General features: G+C 68.3%; 22 protein-coding genes and 5 pseudogenes. 13 read left to right on the top strand and 14 right to left on the bottom strand.

What is annotated here, in order from left to right; all coding sequences use genetic code 11:
• Positions 1 to 20: 20 nt before the first annotated feature.
• The 3 genes from OO52_RS39570 to OO52_RS39560 all read left to right on the top strand — a co-directional run bounded on the left by OO52_RS39570 (position 21) and on the right by OO52_RS39560 (position 2,047).
• On the top strand, positions 21 to 1,043 hold the full coding sequence (locus OO52_RS39570) for a zinc-binding alcohol dehydrogenase family protein (RefSeq protein ID WP_037630693.1): 1,023 nt from the start codon (positions 21 to 23) through the stop codon (positions 1,041 to 1,043).
• A 185-nt stretch (positions 1,044 to 1,228) separates the two neighbouring features.
• Entirely contained in the window at positions 1,229 to 1,513 is a 285-nt protein-coding gene (locus tag OO52_RS39565) for a hypothetical protein (RefSeq protein ID WP_030655867.1), read from the top strand.
• A gap of 183 nt (positions 1,514 to 1,696) precedes the next feature.
• Positions 1,697 to 2,047, top strand: coding sequence for an enoyl-CoA hydratase/isomerase family protein (locus tag OO52_RS39560; RefSeq protein ID WP_234339925.1), 351 nt, complete (start codon positions 1,697 to 1,699; stop codon positions 2,045 to 2,047).
• Positions 2,048 to 2,511: 464 nt separating this feature from the next.
• On the opposite strand, the gene OO52_RS53370 is transcribed toward OO52_RS39560, so the two are convergent.
• The gene (locus OO52_RS53370) at positions 2,512 to 2,796 is read right to left on the bottom strand and encodes a hypothetical protein (protein ID WP_030655863.1); all 285 of its coding nucleotides are present in this window, start codon (positions 2,794 to 2,796) and stop codon (positions 2,512 to 2,514) included.
• Between the two features lie 282 nt (positions 2,797 to 3,078).
• On the opposite strand from OO52_RS53370, the gene OO52_RS53365 reads away from it, so the two are divergent.
• A complete protein-coding gene (locus tag OO52_RS53365) occupies positions 3,079 to 3,831 on the top strand; it encodes a GNAT family N-acetyltransferase (protein ID WP_234339924.1) in 753 nt (250 codons plus the stop codon).
• On the opposite strand, the gene OO52_RS39540 is transcribed toward OO52_RS53365, so the two are convergent.
• The 4 genes from OO52_RS39540 to OO52_RS39525 form a co-directional block, all read right to left on the bottom strand.
• A complete protein-coding gene (locus tag OO52_RS39540; protein ID WP_030655861.1) occupies positions 3,809 to 4,645 on the bottom strand; it encodes an alpha/beta fold hydrolase in 837 nt (278 codons plus the stop codon). The genes OO52_RS53365 and OO52_RS39540 overlap by 23 nt on opposite strands.
• Positions 4,646 to 4,730: 85 nt before the next feature.
• Positions 4,731 to 4,937 carry a hypothetical protein gene (locus tag OO52_RS53360; RefSeq protein ID WP_234339923.1) on the bottom strand — a complete coding sequence of 69 codons (207 nt, stop codon included), beginning with the start codon at positions 4,935 to 4,937 and terminating at the stop codon, positions 4,731 to 4,733.
• A complete protein-coding gene (locus OO52_RS39535) occupies positions 4,919 to 5,749 on the bottom strand; it encodes an alcohol dehydrogenase catalytic domain-containing protein (RefSeq protein WP_234339922.1) in 831 nt (276 codons plus the stop codon). The genes OO52_RS53360 and OO52_RS39535 overlap by 19 nt, the downstream gene beginning before the upstream one ends.
• Before the next feature lie 396 nt (positions 5,750 to 6,145).
• A complete protein-coding gene (locus tag OO52_RS39525) occupies positions 6,146 to 6,718 on the bottom strand; it encodes a TetR/AcrR family transcriptional regulator (protein ID WP_030655860.1) in 573 nt (190 codons plus the stop codon).
• 145 nt (positions 6,719 to 6,863) lie between these two features.
• Between OO52_RS39525 and OO52_RS39520 the strand changes: the two genes are divergently transcribed.
• Both OO52_RS39520 and OO52_RS39515 read left to right on the top strand, forming a co-directional pair.
• The gene (locus OO52_RS39520) at positions 6,864 to 7,364 is read left to right on the top strand and encodes a cupin domain-containing protein (protein WP_030655859.1); all 501 of its coding nucleotides are present in this window, start codon (positions 6,864 to 6,866) and stop codon (positions 7,362 to 7,364) included.
• A gap of 148 nt (positions 7,365 to 7,512) precedes the next feature.
• A complete protein-coding gene (locus tag OO52_RS39515) occupies positions 7,513 to 7,947 on the top strand; it encodes a universal stress protein (RefSeq protein ID WP_030655858.1) in 435 nt (144 codons plus the stop codon).
• A 133-nt stretch (positions 7,948 to 8,080) separates the two neighbouring features.
• Here OO52_RS39515 and OO52_RS39510 read toward each other — a convergent pair whose 3' ends face one another.
• Entirely contained in the window at positions 8,081 to 8,782 is a 702-nt protein-coding gene (locus OO52_RS39510; RefSeq protein ID WP_030655857.1) for an AlbA family DNA-binding domain-containing protein, read from the bottom strand.
• A gap of 618 nt (positions 8,783 to 9,400) precedes the next feature.
• Here OO52_RS39510 and OO52_RS39505 point away from each other — a divergent pair.
• Positions 9,401 to 10,318: an NADP-dependent oxidoreductase gene (locus tag OO52_RS39505; RefSeq protein WP_030655856.1), complete on the top strand. Its 918-nt coding sequence runs from the start codon at positions 9,401 to 9,403 to the stop codon at positions 10,316 to 10,318.
• Positions 10,319 to 10,841: 523 nt separating this feature from the next.
• On the opposite strand, the gene OO52_RS39500 is transcribed toward OO52_RS39505, so the two are convergent.
• Both OO52_RS39500 and OO52_RS48555 read right to left on the bottom strand, forming a co-directional pair.
• Positions 10,842 to 11,432, bottom strand: a complete 591-nt coding sequence (locus tag OO52_RS39500; protein WP_324608321.1) for a lamin tail domain-containing protein — start codon at positions 11,430 to 11,432, stop codon at positions 10,842 to 10,844.
• Positions 11,433 to 12,084: 652 nt separating this feature from the next.
• Positions 12,085 to 12,207, bottom strand: a pseudogene (locus tag OO52_RS48555) (two-component system response regulator); the annotation flags it as partial.
• Between the two features lie 528 nt (positions 12,208 to 12,735).
• Here OO52_RS48555 and OO52_RS39495 point away from each other — a divergent pair.
• From OO52_RS39495 to OO52_RS54800, 3 genes and pseudogenes are all read left to right on the top strand, one after another.
• Positions 12,736 to 13,130 (top strand): annotated as a pseudogene (locus OO52_RS39495) (transposase); the annotation flags it as partial.
• An 89-nt stretch (positions 13,131 to 13,219) separates the two neighbouring features.
• The gene (locus OO52_RS39490) at positions 13,220 to 13,981 is read left to right on the top strand and encodes a hypothetical protein (protein WP_030655854.1); all 762 of its coding nucleotides are present in this window, start codon (positions 13,220 to 13,222) and stop codon (positions 13,979 to 13,981) included.
• Positions 13,982 to 14,029: 48 nt separating this feature from the next.
• Positions 14,030 to 14,278, top strand: a complete 249-nt coding sequence (locus OO52_RS54800; RefSeq protein WP_359260597.1) for a transposase — start codon at positions 14,030 to 14,032, stop codon at positions 14,276 to 14,278.
• A gap of 238 nt (positions 14,279 to 14,516) precedes the next feature.
• On the opposite strand, the gene OO52_RS39485 is transcribed toward OO52_RS54800, so the two are convergent.
• The 4 genes from OO52_RS39485 to OO52_RS39470 all read right to left on the bottom strand — a co-directional run bounded on the left by OO52_RS39485 (position 14,517) and on the right by OO52_RS39470 (position 18,642).
• The gene (locus OO52_RS39485; protein ID WP_030655851.1) at positions 14,517 to 15,488 is read right to left on the bottom strand and encodes a quinone oxidoreductase family protein; all 972 of its coding nucleotides are present in this window, start codon (positions 15,486 to 15,488) and stop codon (positions 14,517 to 14,519) included.
• Positions 15,489 to 15,778: 290 nt separating this feature from the next.
• Positions 15,779 to 17,017 carry an epoxide hydrolase family protein gene (locus tag OO52_RS39480; protein ID WP_030655849.1) on the bottom strand — a complete coding sequence of 413 codons (1,239 nt, stop codon included), beginning with the start codon at positions 17,015 to 17,017 and terminating at the stop codon, positions 15,779 to 15,781.
• A gap of 119 nt (positions 17,018 to 17,136) precedes the next feature.
• On the bottom strand, positions 17,137 to 17,595 hold the full coding sequence (locus tag OO52_RS39475) for a nuclear transport factor 2 family protein (protein WP_030655847.1): 459 nt from the start codon (positions 17,593 to 17,595) through the stop codon (positions 17,137 to 17,139).
• Positions 17,596 to 17,901: 306 nt separating this feature from the next.
• Positions 17,902 to 18,642: an SDR family NAD(P)-dependent oxidoreductase gene (locus OO52_RS39470; RefSeq protein WP_030655845.1), complete on the bottom strand. Its 741-nt coding sequence runs from the start codon at positions 18,640 to 18,642 to the stop codon at positions 17,902 to 17,904.
• 287 nt (positions 18,643 to 18,929) lie between these two features.
• Here OO52_RS39470 and OO52_RS39465 point away from each other — a divergent pair, with 287 nt between their 5' ends.
• Both OO52_RS39465 and OO52_RS39460 read left to right on the top strand, forming a co-directional pair.
• The gene (locus OO52_RS39465) at positions 18,930 to 19,535 is read left to right on the top strand and encodes a TetR/AcrR family transcriptional regulator (RefSeq protein ID WP_037630687.1); all 606 of its coding nucleotides are present in this window, start codon (positions 18,930 to 18,932) and stop codon (positions 19,533 to 19,535) included.
• 216 nt (positions 19,536 to 19,751) lie between these two features.
• A pseudogene (locus tag OO52_RS39460) lies at positions 19,752 to 19,883 on the top strand (IS256 family transposase); the annotation flags it as partial.
• 130 nt (positions 19,884 to 20,013) lie between these two features.
• Here OO52_RS39460 and OO52_RS39455 read toward each other — a convergent pair.
• Positions 20,014 to 20,517, bottom strand: coding sequence for a hypothetical protein (locus tag OO52_RS39455; RefSeq protein WP_030655841.1), 504 nt, complete (start codon positions 20,515 to 20,517; stop codon positions 20,014 to 20,016).
• Between the two features lie 395 nt (positions 20,518 to 20,912).
• Between OO52_RS39455 and OO52_RS39450 the strand changes: the two are divergent.
• Positions 20,913 to 21,329 (top strand): annotated as a pseudogene (locus OO52_RS39450) (response regulator transcription factor); the annotation flags it as partial.
• 148 nt (positions 21,330 to 21,477) lie between these two features.
• Here OO52_RS39450 and OO52_RS53355 read toward each other — a convergent pair.
• A pseudogene (locus OO52_RS53355) lies at positions 21,478 to 21,567 on the bottom strand (HNH endonuclease); the annotation flags it as partial.
• Between the last annotated feature and the right edge of the window lie 219 nt (positions 21,568 to 21,786).

The raw sequence follows: 21,786 nt of genomic DNA, 5'->3' as shown, positions 1-21,786 counted from the left end.
GACCAGGAGAACCCTGCGACATGACCACCACCATGCGCGCCGTCGCCTACCGCGCGTCCCTGCCGGTGACCGACGACGACAGCCTCCTCGACGTCAAGCTGCCCGTGCCCGAACCCGGCCCCCGGGACCTGCTCGTCCAGGTCGAGGCCGTCGCCGTCAACCCGGTCGACCACAAGGTCCGGAAGAACCAGGATCCGAAGGGCCGTGAGCGGGTGCTGGGCTGGGACGCCGCCGGCACGGTCGTCGCGACCGGTTCCCAGGTGGAGAACTTCAAGCCCGGGGACGAGGTGTTCTACGCCGGAGCGCTCGACCGGCCGGGTGCCAACTCCGAGTATCACGCGGTCGACGAGCGTCTCGTCGCCCTGAAGCCCACCACGCTGACCTTCACCGAGGCGGCGGCGCTGCCGCTGACCTCGCTCACCGCGTGGGAGGGCCTGTTCGAGCGGATCGGACTGCACCACGACCTGATCGACGAGACGGGCTGCCTGCTGGTGACGGCGGCCGGCGGCGGTGTCGGAGCCGTGGTCAGCCAATTGGCCCACACGCTGACCGACCTGACGGTGATCGGGACGGCGTCCCGCCCGGAGACGGTCGACTTCGCCCGTCGCATGGGCGCCCACCACATCGTGGATCACCACCAGGCCTTGCTGCCGCAGCTGGCGGAGGTGGCCCCGAACGGCATCGACCATGTCTTCAGCACGGCGGGGACCGACCGCAACCTGGCGGCCTACGCCGAGGCCCTCAACCCGTTCGGCCAGATCGTCGCGGTCGACGACGCCGAGACCCTGCCCGTCGGCCTGCTGATGCCGAAGAGCATCGGCTTCCACTGGGAGTTCATGTTCACCCGTTCCCTGTTCCGGACCGCGGACATGGACCGGCAGGGCAGGATCCTCACCCAGGTGGCGCGCCTCGTGGACGCCGGCGTCATGGTCTCCACCGCGACCAGGGACCTGGGCCCCGTCAACGCGGCGAATCTGCGGGAGGCCCACGGCATCATGGAATCCGGCACCGCCATCGGCAAGATCACCCTCACCGGCTTCTGAGGCAGCCGGAGGACGGGGCGCCGCGGGCCGGGTGCTGACGGTTCGGGCAGGAGAGTTGCACGTTGGTGCCTCGTCCACGGCGGACTCAGGTGTCACGAGGTCATATGGGGGAACGTGAGCGAAGCGGCTTCGGACACATGAGGCGTGCTTTCCGCAAGCGCCGCCGGAAAGGGACTCGTGACGACGTGAACATCGTGATCGAAGCTGGGGTGACGGCGGGCATCGCAGAGGACGGGGCGCTCACGTTGCTGTCGCCCCAGGGCGCTCCCCACTTCTACGCGCCCGAGGCCAGCGCCATGTGGATCGCCCTGCGGCAGCACGGTGGCGACGTCCGGGCCGCCGCCGCGGTGCTCGGCAGCGCGTGGAACGCCGACGTCTCGGCGGTTCACCGGCTCCTCCACGGGCAGGTGGCCGACTGGCAGCGGGCCGGCCTGGTGAAGGTGTCCCCCGAACCCGCCCACGCTTCCTGACGAGGCCGGATCGGCTCCTCGGCTCCGTGGCAGGTGACTGGTCACATGGCCCGGGCCGGTGCGGGCCGCGGAGGAACTCGGTTCCTGGTCCCGTGCGCTGCGCCTGCCGGAGGAGATTCCCAGCCCACCGTCGCGGGCCGTCGACGGTCTCGCCTCGGGCGGAGGCCATGAGATCGCCCTGGCGTGCCCCCTGCAGATCGCCTCCCCCGCTCCCGCTTCCAGCAGCCGGAAGTCGCCGTCGGCATCATCCCGGGCGGCGGAGGAAGTGTCCGGCTGCCTCGGCTGATCGGCTCCGGCCGCGCGGCCGAGGCGATCCTGACGGGACGACAGGTCTTCGCGGAGGATGCCCTGAGGTTCGGATGGGTCAACGCCATCCTGACGGGCGCCCGCTTCTCACAGGAGGCGTTGCGCTGGGTCGAGGCCATCGCCAGGAACTCGGCGCCGGCGCTGCACGCGGCGAAGCACTCCGTCGTGGCCGGCTCACGCCTTCCGTTCGGCGAGGCGATGGCGACGGGAGCGGTGCCTCTTCGGTGACACCCGCCAAATGGTGAACCCACACTGAACTCAGCCCGCATTGGATGCTGCTCAGCGCGGAGAAGCAGCCCACGGGACTGCGTACGTGTGGGGGCTCGGCACCGCCTCCGAGGAGTCCGTCGCGGACTGGTTCGACAGCGGCTGGTCGCGGGAACCCGAGGCGCTCGCCCATGTTCAGTTCCAGGTCGTAGATCGTCTCCGGGCTCGCCTTCGCCGACAGTCGCAGGCGCTGCTGGACGAAGTCCCGGGCGAGCAGCCCGGCGAAGCGCGGATGGGTGGCCGCCGGATCGCCGGGGCCGTGCAGCGGGGCCTCCGCGTTGATGATCTCCTTGACCGCGCGGAGGGCATCGGTGCCGAAGGAGGCGATCCGCCGCGCGAACCGGTCGACGACCGCGTCCAGTTCGGCGTCGGGGACGGGGCGGTTGACCCAGCCGTACCCGGCGGCCGTGTCGGCGTCGTGGTCCTCACCGGAGGTGATGATCTCCAGGGCCCCGGGACCGCCCGGTGAGCTGCACCATGCACTGGATGCCGCCGCAGCGGGAAGTGATCCCCGTACCGATCTCCAACTGGCTGAGCACGGCCACGTCGGGGTCCGTCTCCAACTGGTCGACGACCTTCCCGAGGGTGGACTCCACCTCGGGGTCGTAGAGGTTGAAGGGCGGATCGTCGAAGGTGACCCTCCAGTACCCAGGGCTCTGCTGTTCGGCGCGCACAGGGGCGTGCGAGGAGGCGGTTGCGGTGTTCGACATGGAGGAGTCCCGGTTCGTAGGGTGCACGGGAGAAGTGGCACACCGGCCTGACGCAGAAGGCGGGTCGACTGGCCATGACCTTACGGCCGCCGCCATGCCGGGGCCGGTGCCGGACGCCAACGGTGTCCGATGGGGCACATTCCGCGGCACACCGACCGGGGCGTCAGTCATTCTTTCCCCGCCGACAGTCGTCCGACGGAAGCGGGCGGCCCATTTCCCCGCTGGACTGTTCCCACATGTCGACCACGGCGCGGGCACCTGCGCCCGAAACAGGACCTCACCGTGACACCTGATGCGCTGACAGCCCCTCCCACCGGTACGGCCGGAGCCGGGGGCCACCGGATCCGCACCCGTTCGGGCCGGACGATCGTGACCCGGCAAGCCGAGGCGGCGGATCTCGCGGCGGTGAACGCCATGCACGGCCGCTGTTCCCCGCAGACGCTCTACCGCCGCTACCAGACCGGGCGTTTCGCCCTGCGTGAGCACGAGTGGGGCCGGCTGACCCGACAGGGGATGAGCTGGGTGACGAGTCCCGCGAGCCGTCCTGACGTGGTCGTCGCCCTCACCCACCTGGTGCACGACGGCACCGAGGGCAGCGGTGAACTGGCCTTACTCGTGGAGGACGGCTGGCAGGACATGGGCCTCGGCACGGCGCTGGCACGCTGGGCGCTGTCCCGGGCGCCGCTCTCCGGCATCCGGCGAGCGGTGGTCGTCACGATGCGCGACAACCGCCGGATGACCGCCATCTGCCACTCGCTCGGCGCACACATCGAGCCGACGGGAACCCCGGGCGGTACGCGGGGCGGCACGGAGGACTACGACGACATCGTCCACTTCGTGCTGGCCGTGCTCGATGAGGCCACGCCGTGCGCGGCACATGTGGCCGTGCTTCGGCCTGACCCGGTGCGCAGAGCTGTGACCCCGTTCGGGGCCCGGCGGAAGAGCCGTACCCCCGGCGAACCTTCACGACACCAGGGCCGCACGAGGGCCGGCCTCCGTTCGGCCGTGCGGGTCAGGCGGACAGGAAGCGGTTGACGTCGTGGGCGAAGTCGTCGGGGTGCTGGAAGAGGAAGCCGTGTCCGGCGTCGCTGTAGAGGATCACCTTGGCATGGGGGAGCTTCTGCGACATCGCGTAGGTGGCATAGGCGTGGATCATGACGTCGTGGGCGCCGTTGGCGACCAGGACCGGCAGGGTCAGTTCCTCCTGCCGGTGCCAGAAACCCTCGAACGAGCTGATGGCACCGAGCTGGCCGCGTACCGCCTCGGGGCCGACGGCCGCCTGGGAGTCCTTCAGCCGGTATTCGATGCGCTCCAAGGACGCCCGGCCCGCGGCCGTCGCCTCCTCGGTCTCGGGAAAGAAGAGGTAGAGGAAGTCCTCTGCGGCGTTGACCGGCTTCGCCATGGTCTGCCGGGTGCGGGCCGAGGGCGGCGGCAGGTCGGGCACACCACCGGCCGAGCTGCCCGCCACCACCAGGTGACGGACGATGTCGGGGGCGGCCAGTGCCACGCCCTGGGCGACGATGCCGCCCATCGACCAGCCCAGGACGTCGATGTCCGTCAGGCCGAGCGCGTGGATGAAGGCGAGGGAGCCTTCCACCATGTCCTCGACGGAGGCCGGCGCGGCACCGGTGGACAGGTTGATGCCCCGGTTGTCGAAGACGATGACTTCGCGTTCGGCGACCAGGGGTTCCAGGAAGGCGGGGTCCCAGTGGTCGATGGTGCCACGGAACCGCATGTGCATCAGCAGCGGCCGGCCGCCCGCCCGGCCGAACCTGCGGTAGGCGAACCGCTCCCCCGCAGGTCCGTCGACGTAACGGGTCTCGGCCGCATCGGCCACGTAAGCAGACATGTCAATGACTCCCGTTCAGGAAGGACGGCGCCCTGTTCCAGGGCGCCGGTCGGGCTGCGGCGGGGCGGACGCGCGTACGCCGCCGTCAGACGCCGATGACCATGCGGAACCGTGCCTCGCCGCGCAGCATCCGGGCGTAGGCCGCCTGCGCGTCGGCCAGCGACGTCCGCTCCACCATCGGAGCCACGTCATGGGCCTGCGCGAAGACGAGGTTCTGCTCGTTCTCCGCCGGGGTTCCGGTGAGGGAGCCGGACACCTGCACGGCGTCGAAGATCAGTTGACGCGGCGCCACACGGACCGGCTCCGGCGACACCCCCACCAGGACCAGCCGGCCCCGGCGGGCCAGGCCGGCCAGCAGGGGCTCACGTCCCCGCCCGCCGCCGTGCCCAGCACCATCCGGGCACCCCCGAGCTCGGTGAGCCGCTCGGCGGCGTCCGTGGCCTTGCTGTCGACATAGTGGTGCGCACCCAGCCGGAGGGCCAGTTCCTCCTTGTCGGCTCCGCGCGCGACCGCGACCACCCGCAGCGCCAGGGCACGCGCGTACTGCAGGGCCAGGTGTCCCAGACCGCCGATGCCCTGCACGGCCACCAGGTCGCCGGCCACCAGGCCGCCCGGCTGCCGGACGTTGTCGACCAGGGCGTTGTACACGGTGAACCCCGCGCACAGCAGCGGCGCGATCCGGGTGGCGCTCATCTCCTCCGGCACGGCCACCAGGCCGGTCTGCCGGGCGTACATGTACTCGGCGTAGCCGCCGTCGACGTGCACACCCGTGTACGGCTGGTCGGTGCAGCCAACGAAGTCGCCCAGTCGGCACTCCATGCACACCCCGCAGTGCCCGCCGAGGAACCCCACACCCACCCGGTCGCCCACCCTCCACCCCGTGACGCCCTCGCCGAGGGCGTCAATGCGGCCGACGGCCTCATGTCCGGGGACCCGGCCCGGCTCCCCCTCGTCATGCGGACGCACGGCGATCGAGTCGCTGTGGCAGATGCCGCACGCCTCCACCCGGACACGTACCTGCCCCGGACCCGGTGGGACCAGGTCCCGCTCAGTGAGACGCAGGCCCCCGTCGGGGGCGACCTCGACTGCGCGATACGTGGCCATGGGCACTCCATGTGAGAGAGGGCGAGTGTGCGCGGAGGGCGTGGTCCGTGTGCGTCACACCGGTCGGCCCCAGCGTCGCGTGCCGTAGTGGAATGTTTGTGGCCCCGCTCTTGACCACGGGCCCTTGACTCCGGGTCCTTGACCACGGGTCGACGGGTCGACGGGTCGACGGGTCGGGGATCATCCGCAAACGGCTGACTCTGCGGGCCAAGACCACGGCCGATCACGCACACCTGGGCGAGGAGATGAGCATCGCCCCGGCAGCGCTGCGCCCCTGACGGTCGAGTGGGCACCGGTGCGCTCCCCGGCCGGGGCCACCGGGTGGCCTTCTCCTCGGTGTGCGCGCGGTGGACGAACGGTGGGGCCGGTCGCCCCTTCACCGGAAGAACGCGGCGGTCACGCCCCGATGGCGTTGAGGGCGAGGTCGAGGGAGCGCATGGCCGCGTCCTCGTCCCGGGTCGCCTTGCCGCGCAGGCCCGCGCCCTCGAAGGCGTCGATCAGGAAGGCGGCGAGGTCACTCGCAGATTCCGAGGAGGCGATCTCCCCCGACCGCTGCCCCTCCTCGATGACCGGGGCCAGTACGCCGACCCACGCGGCAAGGCTGCGGCGGACGACGTCCCCGACCTCGTCGCCGACCGTGGGTCCCTCGCTCGCCATGGTCATCAGCAGGCATCCGTACTCGACCCCGGTGGAGCTGGTGCGCGAGGCCTGCGCGGCGAAGTGTGCGCGCAGCCGCTCCGTCGCCGAGAGCCCGTCGGTGGCGAGCATGGTCACATCCGTCCCGCGGCTGTAGCGGCGGACGATCTCGGCGGCGAGTTCCTGCTTGCACTTGAAGTGGTTGTAGAAGGACCCCTTCGGCACACCCGCGGCATTGGCGATGTCCGCGACGCTGGCGCCATTGAAGCCCTGACGACGGAACACGGTCTCCGCGTGTTCGATCAGCTTTCCCCTGACGCTCACCTGAGGCATAGCCCTCAATATGACCGGTCTGCTTGACATTGTCAAAGTGTCGCCCGATGCCGATTCGGCATCGGGCGATGACACATCCGTCTTGGACGGCCCGCTCCGCCCAGTGCTCAAATGTCACCCGAACTGAGCGGAAGCGAGGAGAACCGTGACTTCCCTGTCCGGCACCATCACATCCCCCGTCCTGACGGACCCCGACACCCAGCAGGCGGTGCGGTTCCTCGGCGGTCTCGTACGGATGCGGGCGCGGGCCGCCGACACCGCGGGCGCCTACGCACTGCTGGAACACACCGGTGAGCGGGGCTACATGTCGCCGCTGCACCTGCACGAGTCCGACGAGGAAACGTTTCTCATCCTGGACGGCACGCTGCGGGTGGAGGTCGGCGACGAGGTGCGGAGTGTGGGGGCGGGCGGGCTCGCGCTGCTGCCGCGCGGGCTGGCGCACGGCTTCGTCGTGACCTCCCCGACGGCACGCTTCCTGACGCTGCACACTCCGGGCGGAGGTTTCGACGCGCTCGTGGCGGACGTGGGTGTGCCGTTCGACGGAACCGTGCCGCCGGAGGCCGGACCGGGTCCCGACCCGGAGGAGCTGACCCGGCTCGCCGCCGCGCACGGCATCCGGATCGTCGGTCCGCCGCTGCTGCCCTGACGCGGGCGACTCCCGGGAGGGCGTTGTTGATATTGACTTACAAAACGACCAGTCATATTTTCTAGGTAGAGGCCGGTTCGCCCTCCTCGTCCATCATCACCCCACCGCCCTAGCTCCGGCCGCAGCGGTCGCAGAGAGGAAGAACGCCGTGTTCGAACGCATCCTGGTGGCCATCGATCCCAGCGCCGCCCGGAAGACGGCACTCCTGATGGCCGGCGAGCTGGCCCGCCCGGCGAACGCAACCGTCCACGTGCTCCACGTCATGACGTCCATGGTCGCCGGCGACACCGTCGTGAAGCTGGAGGAAGAGGAGCAGGGCAAGGCGATCCTGGAGGAGGCCCTGGCCACCCTCCGCGGCCTCGGTGTGGAGGCGGAGGGACACCTGGCGCACAGCCTGACGCAGCAGGTGCCCTCCGTCATCTCCGCTGCCGCCGAGGACTTCAAGGCGGACCTGCTCGTCGTCAGCCCCCACCACCGTGGCGCGGTCGCGGCCCTGTTCAACCCGCGGGTCAGTGACGCCGTCGCGCACGCGGGCGGAATCGCCGTTCTGCTGGCTCCCGAGGACACGCGTCCAGGCCGGTAGCGGTGACGTGGCGTCGCTCGAGAACGCGGTGGTCCTCGTCACCGGCGACGGCCGGGAGCGCGGGACGGCCGAGCAGGCGAGGGACGTCACCGTACTCGTCGACACCGCGGGCGTCTCGGTGCGGGCCCGTTCGTCATCTCGCCGGTCGAGGACATCCGGCGCGACGGGGGACTCCGCCGTCCTCTGTCCCCGCTGCGCACCAGCGGAACAGGGCCCGGTGCAGGGGGGAGTTGTTCAGCGCGTCTGCGAATGCCTGCACGCTGCGCTCCGACAGCGGGCGCCAGGTGGCCGATGCGTCGACCGGAACGAACATCCCGGTACGCACGAGGAAGTCGGCGCTCGGCTGCCCCTGGTCGTCCATGGGCAGGTCGGGCAGCGGCAACCGCAGTCCGGCAGCCACAGGCTGGGACGCAGCTTCGTTGATCAGCCGTGCGAGCCCTGCCCGGTCCGCTACCGCGTTGCGTCCGTGCAGCCGTATCGGTGCAGCCCCCTGGACCAGAAGCGGGCGGGATGCCTTCGCCGGATCCACGCGGACGACCAGGATCATGCGGCCGTCGGTCTCAGGTAGGGGGACCGGGATGATCTCCGGCTCCCAGGGCGGCTCCAGCGTCTGATGGCAGCCGTTGACGATCTGGACGATCGTGTCCTCGGGCACGCCGATGATCCGGTCGTCGACGCTGCGTTCGGTGACGCCGACCAGGATGAGGCCGCCGTAGCTGTTGGCCATCGCCGCGACTGAGACAGGAACCTTGGGGGTGTATTTCTCCTTGTACTCCAAGGTCAGGCTCTCGGGCTGGCCGATGGCAACCAACTCGCGAATCCGCTCCAGGGTCACGTCCGCAGGACGAGAGGCGAACAGTGAAGCCGCAGATGTCATACGAGCCGCCCATCCGCTGGACTTGTGTGGATCGAAGGTGTCAGCAGGTCGAGCTATCGAAGCCGTAGGGGCCCGCGCCCGGGTTTCCCTGCCACTCGCCGGACCGCTCGAGCAGCCGTTCTACGAGCGCGAGAGGCACCATCAGGTGCCCAGAACGGCCCACCAGGCCGCAAAGATGTGCAGGCCCGCTTCATCGGGGCGATGACGGACGGGAAGTGACGCAGAGCTCAATCATCGTCTCGGTACTCGTCCTCGGTGTCTTCTACGTCCTCTATGAGCGTGAACATCTCGTCCAGGTCCAGGTCCTCGTAGCCGCCCACGACCGTGGCAACGCTCCGCACCCCACCCCCGGTCACGGGCCCCGGGCAGGAAACAGCCCCGGCCTGCGTGGTCGCCGGCCGGGGCTGAACCCGTGATGCATGTGGTCGTGAAAGGGTGGTCGTCTACGCGGCGAAAGGCGCTGTCACTCGATCGTGCAGCAGTCCCCTTGTTGCCGTTCCTCTATGGGCTGATCAGCCCACTCCATGGCTTGGGCGGCACCCAGAGCCGGCGAGCACGAGATATACGGAGGCACCAGTGAAGGCAATCGTCGCGACGGATCCGGCCGCGGAAGCAGCCGGGATCACACTCGCGGAGCGGCCTGAGCCGACGCCGGCGATCAACGACGTCGTCGTTGAAGTCCATGCATCGGGCTTCGTCCCCGCGGAGTGGGAGTGGCCCTCGACGTGGGTCGATCGCGCCGGTCGCGATCGAGCCCAGGCGATCATCGGCCACGAGTTCGCCGGAGTGGTCACCTCCCTCGGCTACGGCACGACGGGGCTCTCGCTGGGACAGCGGGTGCTCGGGATCACGGACTGGCACCGCGATGGAACCCTGGCCGAGTACGCGGCCGTGGAGGCACGCAATCTGGCGCCACTGCCGGGGAACGTCGACTTCACGGTGGGTGCGAGCCTGCCGATCTCCGGCCTGACCGCGTGGCAAGGTCTGTTCCAGCACGGTCGTCTTCAGGCGGGGCAGAGCGTCCTCGCACACGGCGCCGCCGGCGCAGTCGGGTCCGTGGTTACGCAGCTCGCCCGGGAGTTCGGCGCCTACGTCATCGGTACCGGGCGGGCGACGGACCGCCAGGCGGCGCTCGACTTCGGCGCGAACGAGTTCCTCGACCTCGCCACCGAGGATCTCGACGACATCGGCGGGGTCGACGTGGTCTTCGATGTCATCGGCGCTGACATCCAAAGGCGCTCGGCGAGAATCATCCGGCCTGGCGGGACGCTGGTGTCGGTGGTCGGGCCTGTTGAGGCTCGCCCTGTCAACGGCTTGGCTGTCGACTTCGTCGTCGAGTCCGTTCCGAGTCAGCTGGTGGAGATCGTCGACCGGGTGCGGGACGGGCGCCTTCGCACGCACATCGGAACCGTTGCGACCCTCGACGACGCCGTCCCTGCGCTCAACCCGACCGAGCGGCGCAAGGGCAAGACCGTCATTCACGTGCGCCCCTGAGCGCCCTGGAATGGGCCAACAGCGGTGGTGGGCTGGACGACCACTGACCTGCCCGGTGCCGGACGAGAAATGCCACGGACTTGAGACTGATCATGGTGACACGGCCGTGAGACAACCAAGAAAGCCCGGGTCGCAAAAGATCGGCATGTCGCACGCGGCAAGATCCCACACCAGCGTATGAACCCCGTCGGCGGCCCGCATCTGTCCGCACCACCACGCCCGGCCCGCGTGGCGTACACAGACAGCACCGTGATCAGGCCACCCGTTCAGCTCCGTGTGCATGGGCTCGCAAGGGGCACCCCGCTGTATGCGTTGCGCATGGCCTCCCGGGTGGGGGTGTCGCGGCCGGTCCCCGAGTCCGGTCGCGACATCCTCGCCGGGCGCCGACCCCGGAACGCCTGCGCGCGCCCGCACAGGGAGGGACGGCTGCCGCCCCCGGCTGACTGAGCCATGCGCATCACGGAAGGTGGGCCGCCCCTGCACGAGGCGACCCACCCCTGGCGTCATCTACCGCCGCGCGAGGTCAGTCGCGGTGTCCGTCGCGGTGGTCACCGCCGTGACGCCAGCCGTCACCCCGGTGGCCGCCGCCGTGACGCCAGCCGTCACCGCGGTGGCCGCCGCCGCGGTACCGGTCGTCGCCGCGGTGGTCGCGGTCGTAGCCCCAGGACACCTCGTCGACGAGCCGGCCGCGGTGGTTGCGCAGGGTCGCGGTGTCGGAGTGGCTGTCCCACACGTAGGCCCGCCGGTCCTGGTACACGTCCGTCCTGTTGTCGCGGCCAATCCCGGTGTGGACACGGACGGTCGCGCGGCCGCTCAGCCGGTAGTGGTCAAAGGTGTAGGTGAGGCCGTCCTCGTCGGAGAGAGTCCAGCCGTCCAGGTTCACCGCCCGTCCCGAGTCGTTGGTAATCTCCACCCACTCCGCGTTCAGCGAGCGGTTGGAACGGTCGTCTTGGCCCGGGGAGTCGTACTGCACGTCGCTGATGAACACCGCCGGGCGGTGATGGCGGCCGTTGTGGTGGTCGTCGGCCGACGCCGGCAGCGCCACCGCGCCTACCACCGCAGCAGCCACACCGGCGACGGCGGTCAGACGACGGACGGAAGAAGAAACGGACACGAAGGTCCCCCTTCAAGTGCGCACACCCAGCCCAACCCCGCAGCGTTGAAACCGCGGCCCGGCCAGGTGCGTTGTGCTGGTGCGCAGCCGGTCGGCCGCGCACCCACACCTTCCGGTCCGCGCCTCGAGCTGTGAGGGATTTACGACGCCTGTTACAGATTGAGCAGATTTCTGTGACACTCACCTGTAATGACCACTGATCGACTGAATCGGGCAGACCGGTGAGGCATCGGATGCCGGCTCCTTGGAACTACCGGCTTGAAGCGACGCATCGCCAGACTGCGCCACCTCACCGTGACGAGCGCACTCACCCGAAAGTGAGTAACAAGCCCCCGCTCCGGTCATGAAGCCGTACGGCGCAGCAGCGAGACGGGCTTATTTGCGCGCCGCACTCGGAGCCGGCGGGGGCGTGGCGGTCGAGGCAGGGGCCCAGCTCCGACAGCGTGGTGTACCGGACCATGCCCGGTCGGCGGTCGCGGGGTACCGCTCGCCGTGACCGACAGGTCCGCAGTCGTCACGTCTCTCGACGTCCTGTGCGCCTACCTGCGCCTGCCCTACCCCCCCGCCCGCGGCAGCGACGGGCAGTTGCTGTGTCCTGGATCACAGACGCTTAAGCACCGTTCGCTCCGCTTCCGCCCAGCGTAGTGCGGGGCTAGCCGCGCCAGCTGTAGAGGCGTTCCGGGCGGCCGGCGGTGCCGTAGCGCAGGGTGACGTCGGCATGGCCAGTGGTGTGGAAGTGCTCCAGCTGGCGGCGGGCGCTGACACGGGGGATGCCGGCGTTGTTGTTCAGGGCGTCCGGGCAGCCGAACCGGAGACAGCGCGAGGTCACCGAAGGCCAAGTCGGCATCCTCGATTCGACGTTCAGCAGAACCGTCCTCACGTTCTCTAGATCAGCGTGCGAAGATCTGGCTGGTCACAGGGCTGCCGCCGCTGTGATGCCGTGCGCCGCGCACCGTGGTACGCGAGAAGGCTCGCCGCCCCGAGCCGCGGAGATGGGCAGAGGCGCCGGCCAAGGTAGGCATTGGCGAACTGCGAGTGCTGGGGATTCGGCTTTGCCTGCAAGCCGAATCCCGGAGCAGAGATCGACCGCCGCGGTGGCATCGCCGCTCGACCGGGCCGGTCAGCTCAGGCCGAGTTCGGACAAGGCGGCGGTCCGTCGCTGGCGATGGCGTGTTAGGCAGCCGAGAGGGCGACCCTGCCATCGCAGACCGCGGTGCGCGCGGTGGGCCGTAGCCCCGTCGGCGGCGCAACGCGGACGGCTGCGATGCCCAGCTGGAGCGGGGACGGCGGTAGCGCGGTGACAGCGGGCTTGCCCCTGGTCGTCGGCGTCTCGGCCGCCAACACCCACGACAGCGAAGCGCTGAAGCCCATGGTCGAGGGCCACCAAACGAGACACGACCCCCACCGAGGCCGTCACTTCAAGCCCCAACGCCTGCACGCCGACAAGGCGTATGACACCCCCACCTGCGGAAATGGTTACGCGGCAAACGCATCGGCGTGCGCATCGCCCGCAAAGGCATCGAGTCCAGCGAACGCCTGGGCCGCCGCCGTTGGGTGATAGAGCGGACGATGTCCTGGCTGTCCGGCTACCGCAGGCTCAGCCCCCGCTACGAGCGCGATCCCCGTAACTACCTGGCCTTTCTCGGCTTGGCCGCCGCTTTGTGCTGCTACAAGCGACTGATCCGCCTCACCACATAGGACACGGTCTAAGAACACGTAACACGAACTTGGTCGACAGCCTCAGGGCCTCTTGGTGATGTGGCTTGAGCTTTCGATATGTTCGTGCCATGAGTGGCAGCTTCGACGTGGCCCGAGCCCTGGACGGCGGGGTTTCCGACCGGGACCGAGCCTGGACGTTTATCCGCAGCTTTGCTGCCGCTTGGGGCGAGCCGTTGGTCGAAGACGTCGGCTCCCTTACGGCGGAACTGGCACGGGCCGAGGCGACGCTCGGTTGTTCGCTGCCGGCCGCGCTGCACGAGGTCCATGCACTCGTAGGCACTCGGCCCGACCTGGTCGCCAACCAGGACCCCCTGCTGCCGCCTCACGAGATGTTCGTGCATGACGAGTGCGGCGGTGTCCTCGTGTTCCGTAGCGAGAACCAGGGCTGTGCCTTCTGGGGCGTGCGCCTTACTGACCTTGATCAGGAGGATCCGCCAGTGCTCGTTCAGGCGCGTCACAGCTGGGTGCCGTTCATGGACCGAGTGTCCCTGGCCTGCGTCGAGCTCGTACTGAGCGAGGCACTGTTCGGCGGTGGGGGACGGCTGTACAACGCGTGCGAGCTGCCTGCGGACCTGCTCAGGAAGATGCCTGAGCAATTCCAGCAGGTCCCACTGCCGGACTACCCGATGTGGACGGGTCCGGAAGACTTTCCCGTGCGTTGGTTCTCCGCGCCGGGCAAGCTGCTGCGTCAAGACGGCCTGGGCGCCCACAGCTGGCTCCATGTTCGGGGCCGCACCCGCACCGACTTGGATGCAATCTGCGCGACCATTCCCGGACGCTGGTCCCTGGGATACACCGACTCACTGAGCTCCGAGCCGCTGCCCTTCTGAGTCCTGGTCGCGCGTGACTGGTCTGGCGATTCGGCCGTTCGTAATGGTGTGAGTACTCGGCCGTGGATCGTAGGCGACGCCTTGTGGGCGCTGATCAAACCGCTGCTGCCGCCCTGGCCCGAGCGCTCGCCGGGGCCACGGCCGGTGGCAGACAGGCGCTGTCTGCAGGGCATCCTCTATCTTGTCTCCACCCACACTCGCTCAGCACGTAAAACCCCGGCCATACAAGGAAGATGCCCAGCTCACAGCCTTGTGCAACACGTTTTAGACCGTGCTGCGGACCCGCTGTCCGGGTAGATGACTGACTCCGTGGTGCCCGGCCCCTGGGCCGTGGCCGCGAACTGGGTGATCATCTAGGAGAAGGGTGTCGCGGCGATCGCCCAACACATCGCAGCGGAGGGGGCAGCGCCTTCTCCGCCAGAGAACCGGGACGGATACCGGTCGCGTCGCCCTACCGACGCCCCTGAACACCATCGTCCTGATCCTGGTGTCGCCCTATGTTCAGGGCAGCGCCTCAGCATCGGAGGCCTCCTCGTCACCGCCGCGGATCGAGCAGCAGTTTGCCGGAGGTGCGCCGCGACTCGATGTCCAGGTGCGCCTGCTCGGCTTCCCCAAGCGGATAGCTTGCGGTGACCTCGACATGCAGGTCGCCTTTGCGGATCATGTCGAACAGGTCCGCGGAGTGCTGCAGCAGTAGTTCCCGGGTATGGATGTGGTCCGCGAACACGGCGTAGGTGACCTTGATGCTCTTGGGCAGGTCGACCATTCGTACCTCGGGGATGTCGTCGATGAGCGGGCCGTAGTACACGAGCGTGCCGACCCGGCGCAGTACCTCCGTGGAGGGCCAGAAGGTGCTGGCGCCGCCGCCGTCGAAGACTGCGTGCACTCCCTCGCCGTCGGTCAAGTCCTTGACACGTGCTACGAAATCGCCACCAGAGGAGACGAGGACCTCGTCCGCCCCGACCGCCTTTGCGAGCGGGACCTTCTCCTCGCGAGAGACCAAGCCGATCACTCGCACACCGCGCAGCTTCAGCAACTGGGTGACCATCCGTCCCACGCCGCCAGCGGCGGAGTGAACGAGCGCGGTCTCGCCCTCCGACAGTGGCGCAGACTCGGTGACGAAGTGATGCGCGGTCAGCCCCTGCATCATGGTTGCGGCGGCGATGTCGCTCGGGATGTCGTCCGGAATGGGTACGACCCGGTCAGCGGGGACCGCGATCCGCTCGGCATAGCTGCCGTAGATGTAGGCCCAAGCCACTCGGTCACCGATCGCAAAACGGCTCACGCCTTCGCCGACAGCGGTGACCCGGCCGGCGCCCTCGACTCCAGGTACGAGAGGCATGGCACCTGCCATGCCGAATCCGACACGTGTGCCGGTGTCCATGAAGTTGACACCGCAGAAATCGATGTCGACAACCAGTTGGCCCGGGCCCGCTTCCGGGTCCGGCCATTCCTTCAACCGCAGCACTTCCGGGCCGCCAGGTTCTTCCACTACTACTGCGCGCATGACGCACACCTCTTCTTCTCGTGTTGTTGTCGGGTCAGACACCGCAGGTCAGGTCTGTGTGAGCAGGGACGCGACGCAGGAACCATGGATTGGAAGCAAACGCGATCCGCTTGCGGCAAGCGTCGGGGCCCGCCAACCGAAGTCGGCGGGCCCCGACGCGCTCTCCCGCTCCTCATGTTCCCCAGCCTGTTGAACTGGCCAACCAACCGGGGAAGGGAAAACGGGCGGGCTTGTCACCTCTTCCCGCATCTCGGGGGAACCTCAGCAGGCCCCCACGTAGTGCGTGTGGCTCAGCGCACCACCCTGCGGATGGTCTCGGTCAGGTCCGCGACGAAGCCCTCGGGGTTCTCGTAGTGGACGAAGTGGCCGCCCTTCATGTGGGCGTTGACGTTGACCACGTTGTACAGGGAACGGGTAGGGCCGTTCTCGAAGACGGCGATGCGGTCCTCAACGGTGTTGACGGCCGGCGGGTAGGCATCGCCGAGCAGGAAGGTGAAGCCCGCGGGCGCCTCCACCATGGGTGTGCGGTTGTGCGACGGCACCCAGGGGTAGCGCACCGCGTTGCGGTACATCCGGATCGATGTGCCGATGGACTGGGTAACCCAGAAGACAGTGGCCTGGGTGAGGATGAAGTCACGGGAGAAGGCCTCTTCGAAGTTCCCGCGCTTGTCACTCCACTTCTTCCAGCGGCGCAGAAGCCAGGCGAGCATGCCGATGGGCGAATCGTTGAGGCCGTGCGCGAGTGTCGATCCGTCCAGCATGTGAGCGGCGACGTGTGACACGTAGGTGCTGATCATGAACTCCAGGCCCTCGCGCAGCTCGGGCGAGGCGTCCTCTGGGATCTTGGCACCGTCGGTCAGGTCCCAGAACCGTTCGTTGGAGAACATGCCCGGGGGCAGGTCGTGCCCGAGGTGCAGGGCGATGATGCTGTCCGCGTACTTGTGACCGAGCGCGCCGATGACCAGGGCGCCGTAGTCGGAGCCGGCTGCCGCGTACTTCTCGTATCCGAGTGTGTCGGTCATGAGTTTGTGCAAGATGTCGGCGATCTTCCAGTAATTCAGGTCGCCTCTGCCGACGGGAGTGGACCAGGCGAAGCCGGGCATGTCCGGGATGATCACATCGAAGGACAGGGACGGGTCGCCGCCATGCGCGGCCGGGTCGGTGAGCGGGCCGATGAGGTCGTAGCTGAACTCACCCGGCCAGGGCCAACCGTGGTTGATGATCAGCGGAATCGGGTTCGGGCCCTTGCCTCGCACGTACACGAAGTGCACGGGGGCGCCGTCGATCTCGACCTTGTGCTGGTTCCAGGAGTTCAGCCGCTTCTCCTGGGCGCGCCAGTCGAAGCCGTTCGCCCAGTACTCCACCAGCGGCTTGAGATACGCCGTGCTGATGCCGTAGTACTCCTCTTCGTTGTCCAGATCGTCGAAGAAGCGGGTCTTTTGCAGGCGCTCCTTCAGGTCGTCCAGAACGTCCTGCGGGACATCGATCTTGTACGGTTCCAGGGCCTTGGCCTGCGTGCTGTCACTCACGGTAGCTTCTCTTTCTGTGCGAGTGAGAAAAGTGGGGAGGGGGGTGTCCGAGCCGAGCTGCGACTCGCGCTGTGGAAGTCGCCATCAGCTACGGCCGCAGACTCGGGTGTGCGGTGTGGTTACTCGCTGAAGTCCAGCCGGATCCGGGTCTGCTTCAGCTCGGCGATGCGCCAGCCGGCGGCGGTCCTGACGAATCGGGCGTGGTAGTGGCCGAAGCCGTGCATGACCCGGAAGGGGATGTCCTCGGACACCGGCGCGTCGGCGGGCCGGGTGACGATGTCCTCCATCGACCACACGCCATGGGCGCTGGTCGCCGAGTCGACGTCGATCTCGTCGGTGAAGAGGTGGTGGATCAAGGTGACGTCCGGGCCCCCGCTGGCCCCGATCGTCTCGGCGATTTGCTCCCGGCCCTCCATGTGCAGCCACACCGAGCCGTCCGGCTTGTGCGGGGTGAAGGTGCCGTCCTCGGTGAACAGCTCCGTCAGGTCCTGCCAGCGCTGGTTATCGGCGTAACGGACGTAGCTGGCCATCAGGCGGCGCAGGTCCTCGATGATGCTCAGACGGTCGACGGTGTCCATCAGTTCCTCCGTATCGGACCATGTGATCCGGCTCGTCAATAGGTGGACTAAAAGCAAAGTTGGTGGGACTACGAGGCCCTGAGGTTCAGCCTCGATGGCACGTCTCGCGCCAGTTGCAGATCACCCGTCGCGCTGTCACGCCATGAACAGTTCGCGATACGTGGCAAGGAGTCATAAGCCATATGACCGAGTTCGTTTCTCACACCCGCCGCCATGTCGGTGAAGGCGCCGGGGTGATGGCGCTGACGAAGGGCGTTGTGCCCTGCGGCCGCTTGCTCCGCGCTCGGCGGAAGGGCCTGGCGGGGCCTACAGCGTGGTTCCGCCGTCAATGGTGATGCTGGCGCCTGTCATGTAGCGCGATTCCTCGCCGGCCAGGTAGGAGATGAGAGCGGCGATCTCCTCGGGTGCTCCGACACGCTTGAGCGGGCTGGACTCCGCGAGCATGTCGACGAAGTCCGCGTTGAGGTCCGTATGGGTCGGGCCGGGCTGGATGTTGTTGACCGTGATTCCTCGGGGCGCCAGGTCGAGCGCGACACCCCGGACCAGACCGACCAGCGCCGCCTTGGTCATCTGGTAGACGCTGGTACCCGGTGTGCGCGTGCTGATCGCCGCGTTGCTGCCGATCGTGATGATTCGCGCGCCGTCCACCACATGCGGCAGGGTCGCCTGGATCGACAAGAACACCGCTCGCACGTTGATGGCGAGCATCGTGTCAAGCTCTTCGAGCGTGACCGTGTCGATGGTGCCCATCCGGAAGATCCCGGCATTGACCACCACGACGCTGAGGGCACCGAAACGGTTCACGGCCTGTGCCACTGCACCTCGTACAGCTTCCGCATCGGCGCTGTCCGCCTGGATGGCGAAGGCCCGGCCGCCCTCACGCTCGACGGAGTCGACAAGCTCATTGGCCTTGTCGGCCCGGGAGGCGTAGGTGAAGGCAACGGCGTAACCATCGGCCGCCAGACGAGCGACCGCAGCCGCGCCGATACCCCGGGAGCCGCCGAAGACCAGCGCAGCCTTGCGGCCTTCCCCGAATATGTCAGACATTACGTGCCCTTCTTTGCCAGTCATGATCCGTTGCTTCCTCACGAAGCGGTGCACCCGTGGTGACAGTTCGTCACCCACAAGCGGACCACCCGGTCAGGTTCAAACCATACAGCTATCCGGACCGGGCGGTCACGTTAGCTGGCTCACAATCGGACCACCCGGTCAGGTTCTGGGTAGAATCGAAGCGGGTCAGGCCTCACGCTGGATGCGGAGGCCCGCTGACGGTCAAGGCCGCGACGACCCACCGGCCCCGTTGCGGCCAGATTCAGGCGTGAGAGAGAGGCGTCATGACCAACTCGGTGACCAAGCCGATGCGCAGCGATGCGATACGAACCAGAAAGCTCCTGATGGAGGCCGCCGCCACAGCGTTCGCCGAGCAAGGCGTGGAGGTATCGATCTCGGAGATCGCCGAGCGGGCCGGGATCGGCAAAGGGACTGTCTTTCGGCACTTCAGCACAAAAGAAGACCTACTGGCGTCAATCGTCTCCGAGAACCAGAACACTCTCGTGACGATCGGCGAGAGGCTCGCGCAAACCGCGGCTCCGGCTGAGGCGCTGCTGGAATTCATGGCCGCCGCCATCGAGCTGCAGATCAGAGACCGCGCGTTCTGCCAGGTAGCGCACGGGGAAGCCCGTAACCACCCCGACGTACGCAACGGCCTCGCGGCCCTCGACGCGATCACCACAACGCTGACCGACCGCGCCCGCGCACACGGCGCCATTCGTCAGGACATCACCGGACAGGACGTCATGCTTCTCATGAGCGGAATCTTCCAGACCGCGTCCCCCCTGCTGCCGACCCAACCACACCTGTGGCGCCGCTACCTACGCCTGATCTTCGACGGTATGCAAGCCGAGACACCCGCGCTGCCGGGTCCTGCACCAGAGGGATAAGCACGCCGCCGACGGTCAGGAGACCGCCATGGCGTATCCGGCACGACGGGAGCACGCCTGTACGCCGGCCAATCGCAAACTACGGGACTGTAAAACCAACGGCTGATCTATCCAGCGAGGAGCAGCCAAGTGACGGATTAGGATGCGGTGTTGGATCGCCCGAAGGCTGACGATGCGGTCGGCACGCCCCAGCGTGCGGATGAGCAGCTGATCGCGATGCTGGTGGACCGGGCCCGGAGCGAGGGTCTGTACCTGACCGGTGAGGGCGGGCTGCTGCAGCAGCTGACGAAGCGGGTGCTGGAGTCTGCCCTGAAAGGCGAGATCACCGATCACCTCGGCTACGACAAACCGTATCTGCGGGCAGGCCTACCCTTTGAGCTACCAGGAGGCCCTGCTTTCACGCGCGGCGGCCGCCGCACTCACCCGATCTAGACTCCCGTTCGATCGACAGCCTTCAAGATCGGCACAAAACAACCACTTACCTGTCGGGATGCTCCGGCAGGGCGAGCCAGTCCGACCAGGAGATCTCGCGGCCGAGGAAGCGCGGCTGCTCGAACGGCCAGTCGTCGGCGATCCACTGCGGCACCAGCGCGTCGAGGGCTTGCTCGACCTTGCTGCCCACCAGCTCGTCCACCACCCACCAGGAGATCTCGCCGTCCGCGCCGGCCCTCTCCGGTGGGTCGATGTAGACGCAGCCAAGCAGAGCTGTCTCCGCCGCGTCGAACAGCGCGTAGTTGAAGGACTGGTGCGCGGCGATCTCCTTCTCGTGCCGCAACAGGTCGGCCTGGTCGGCCTCGTAGGTCATGGTGGCCGCGGGCCAGCCCCAGGCCGGGCCGAAGATGGTCCACAGCCGCTCGCGCGAACCCATCACAGCCGGATAGTCGAGCGGGGTGTCCGCCTCCCGGATCGGCCGCAGGTGATGACCACCGCCCGGCAGCGGTACCAGGACGGGGTGGACGAAGTCATCGGGAAGCCAGCTCATGGCGCCCGACCGTAGCAGCGCGCGGCCATCCCGTTCCCCTGGATTTTCCCCGTATATCGCCAGGCCCTGCTCTCATGCCGGGCAGGGCCCGCGCGATCACCCGATCGAGACTGGACCTGGACGGGGATGTCGCCGCGTTCGGCGACGAGGCGGTCGTAGACGGGAGTTTGCGAGAACACGGTGGTGCGGTTTCCCTTCAGCGGCCGGTGCGTCGGACTAGCGCAGCATACGGGCCCGGAAACCCCTCAGCTTGAGGCGGGGCGTTCAGGCCAGGACGACGGGGGCGGTGGTCTCGGTGGTCCAGTCGCCGTCGAAGAGCGCGGCGACCAGGCGGGCGTGGTCGCCGGGGAGCTGGCCGGTGCGGTGTTTGGTGCGGGCTTTGGCGAGCCAGGCGCACCTTCGAGCTGGACGAGTTCGTCGTCCAGGCCCTGCGGGCAGGCGCGAGCGGCTTCCTCGGCAAGGGCGTCGATCCGGCCCAGCTCCTCGACGCCATCCGCCTCGTCGCGGCCGACGAGGCCCTGCTCTCGCCCACGGCGACCAAGGGACTGATCGCTCGCTTCCTCGCCCAGCCCTCCCCCGGCGAGCTTGCCGACCGCGAACGGCTCACCGCCCTCACCCCGCGGGAGCGGGAAGTGATGACACTGGTCGCCACAGGTCTGTCCAACGACGAGATCGCCGAACACCTCTTCGTCACGCCTGTCACCGTCAAGACACACGCCAACCGCGCCATGGCCAAACTCGGCGCCCGGGACAGGGCACAACTCGTCGTCATCGCCTATGAGACCGGCCTCGTCCGCGCGGGAGGACCGTGAGCCTGAGCCGGCAGCACATGGCCGGCAACTGCCTCCGCAACCTCTGGCCGGCACCATCCCGCCCACGGCCTGCCCATCCATCGCCATCCGGTAGCGGACGAGCAGGCCGGGATCGTCCAGCAGTCCGGCGAGCCGTTCACGCATCCCGCAGGGCGCGGTCGTCGCCGAGGTCGTTGGCGTATGCCTCGCGCTCGGCAGCGGTCCAGGTCGAGGCGCCGGAGTCCCAGGCTTCGGCCAGGCCGGCGCCGTCGTGGATGGTCGTCTGGGTCTGACCGGTTGGGACGCCACAGCGCCGGCGTGTGGTCCTTGGGCGGCAAGTAGAGCCACTCGGCGCGCACCGCCTGAAGCCGTGGGGCCAGGCGACAGGCCCTGGGTCAGAGCCTGCGGATGTGCCGGTCCAGCAGAGTCCGGATGCCGTCCACGCCCCCCGGTTCTTGCACGCCGCGTTTGGGCAGCA

Source organism: Streptomyces flaveolus, from assembly GCF_000716535.1.
GTDB lineage: Bacteria > Actinomycetota > Actinomycetes > Streptomycetales > Streptomycetaceae > Streptomyces > Streptomyces flaveolus_A.
Note: the sequence above shows the minus strand (reverse complement) of the source record. Positions and strands in the feature narration are given on the sequence as shown.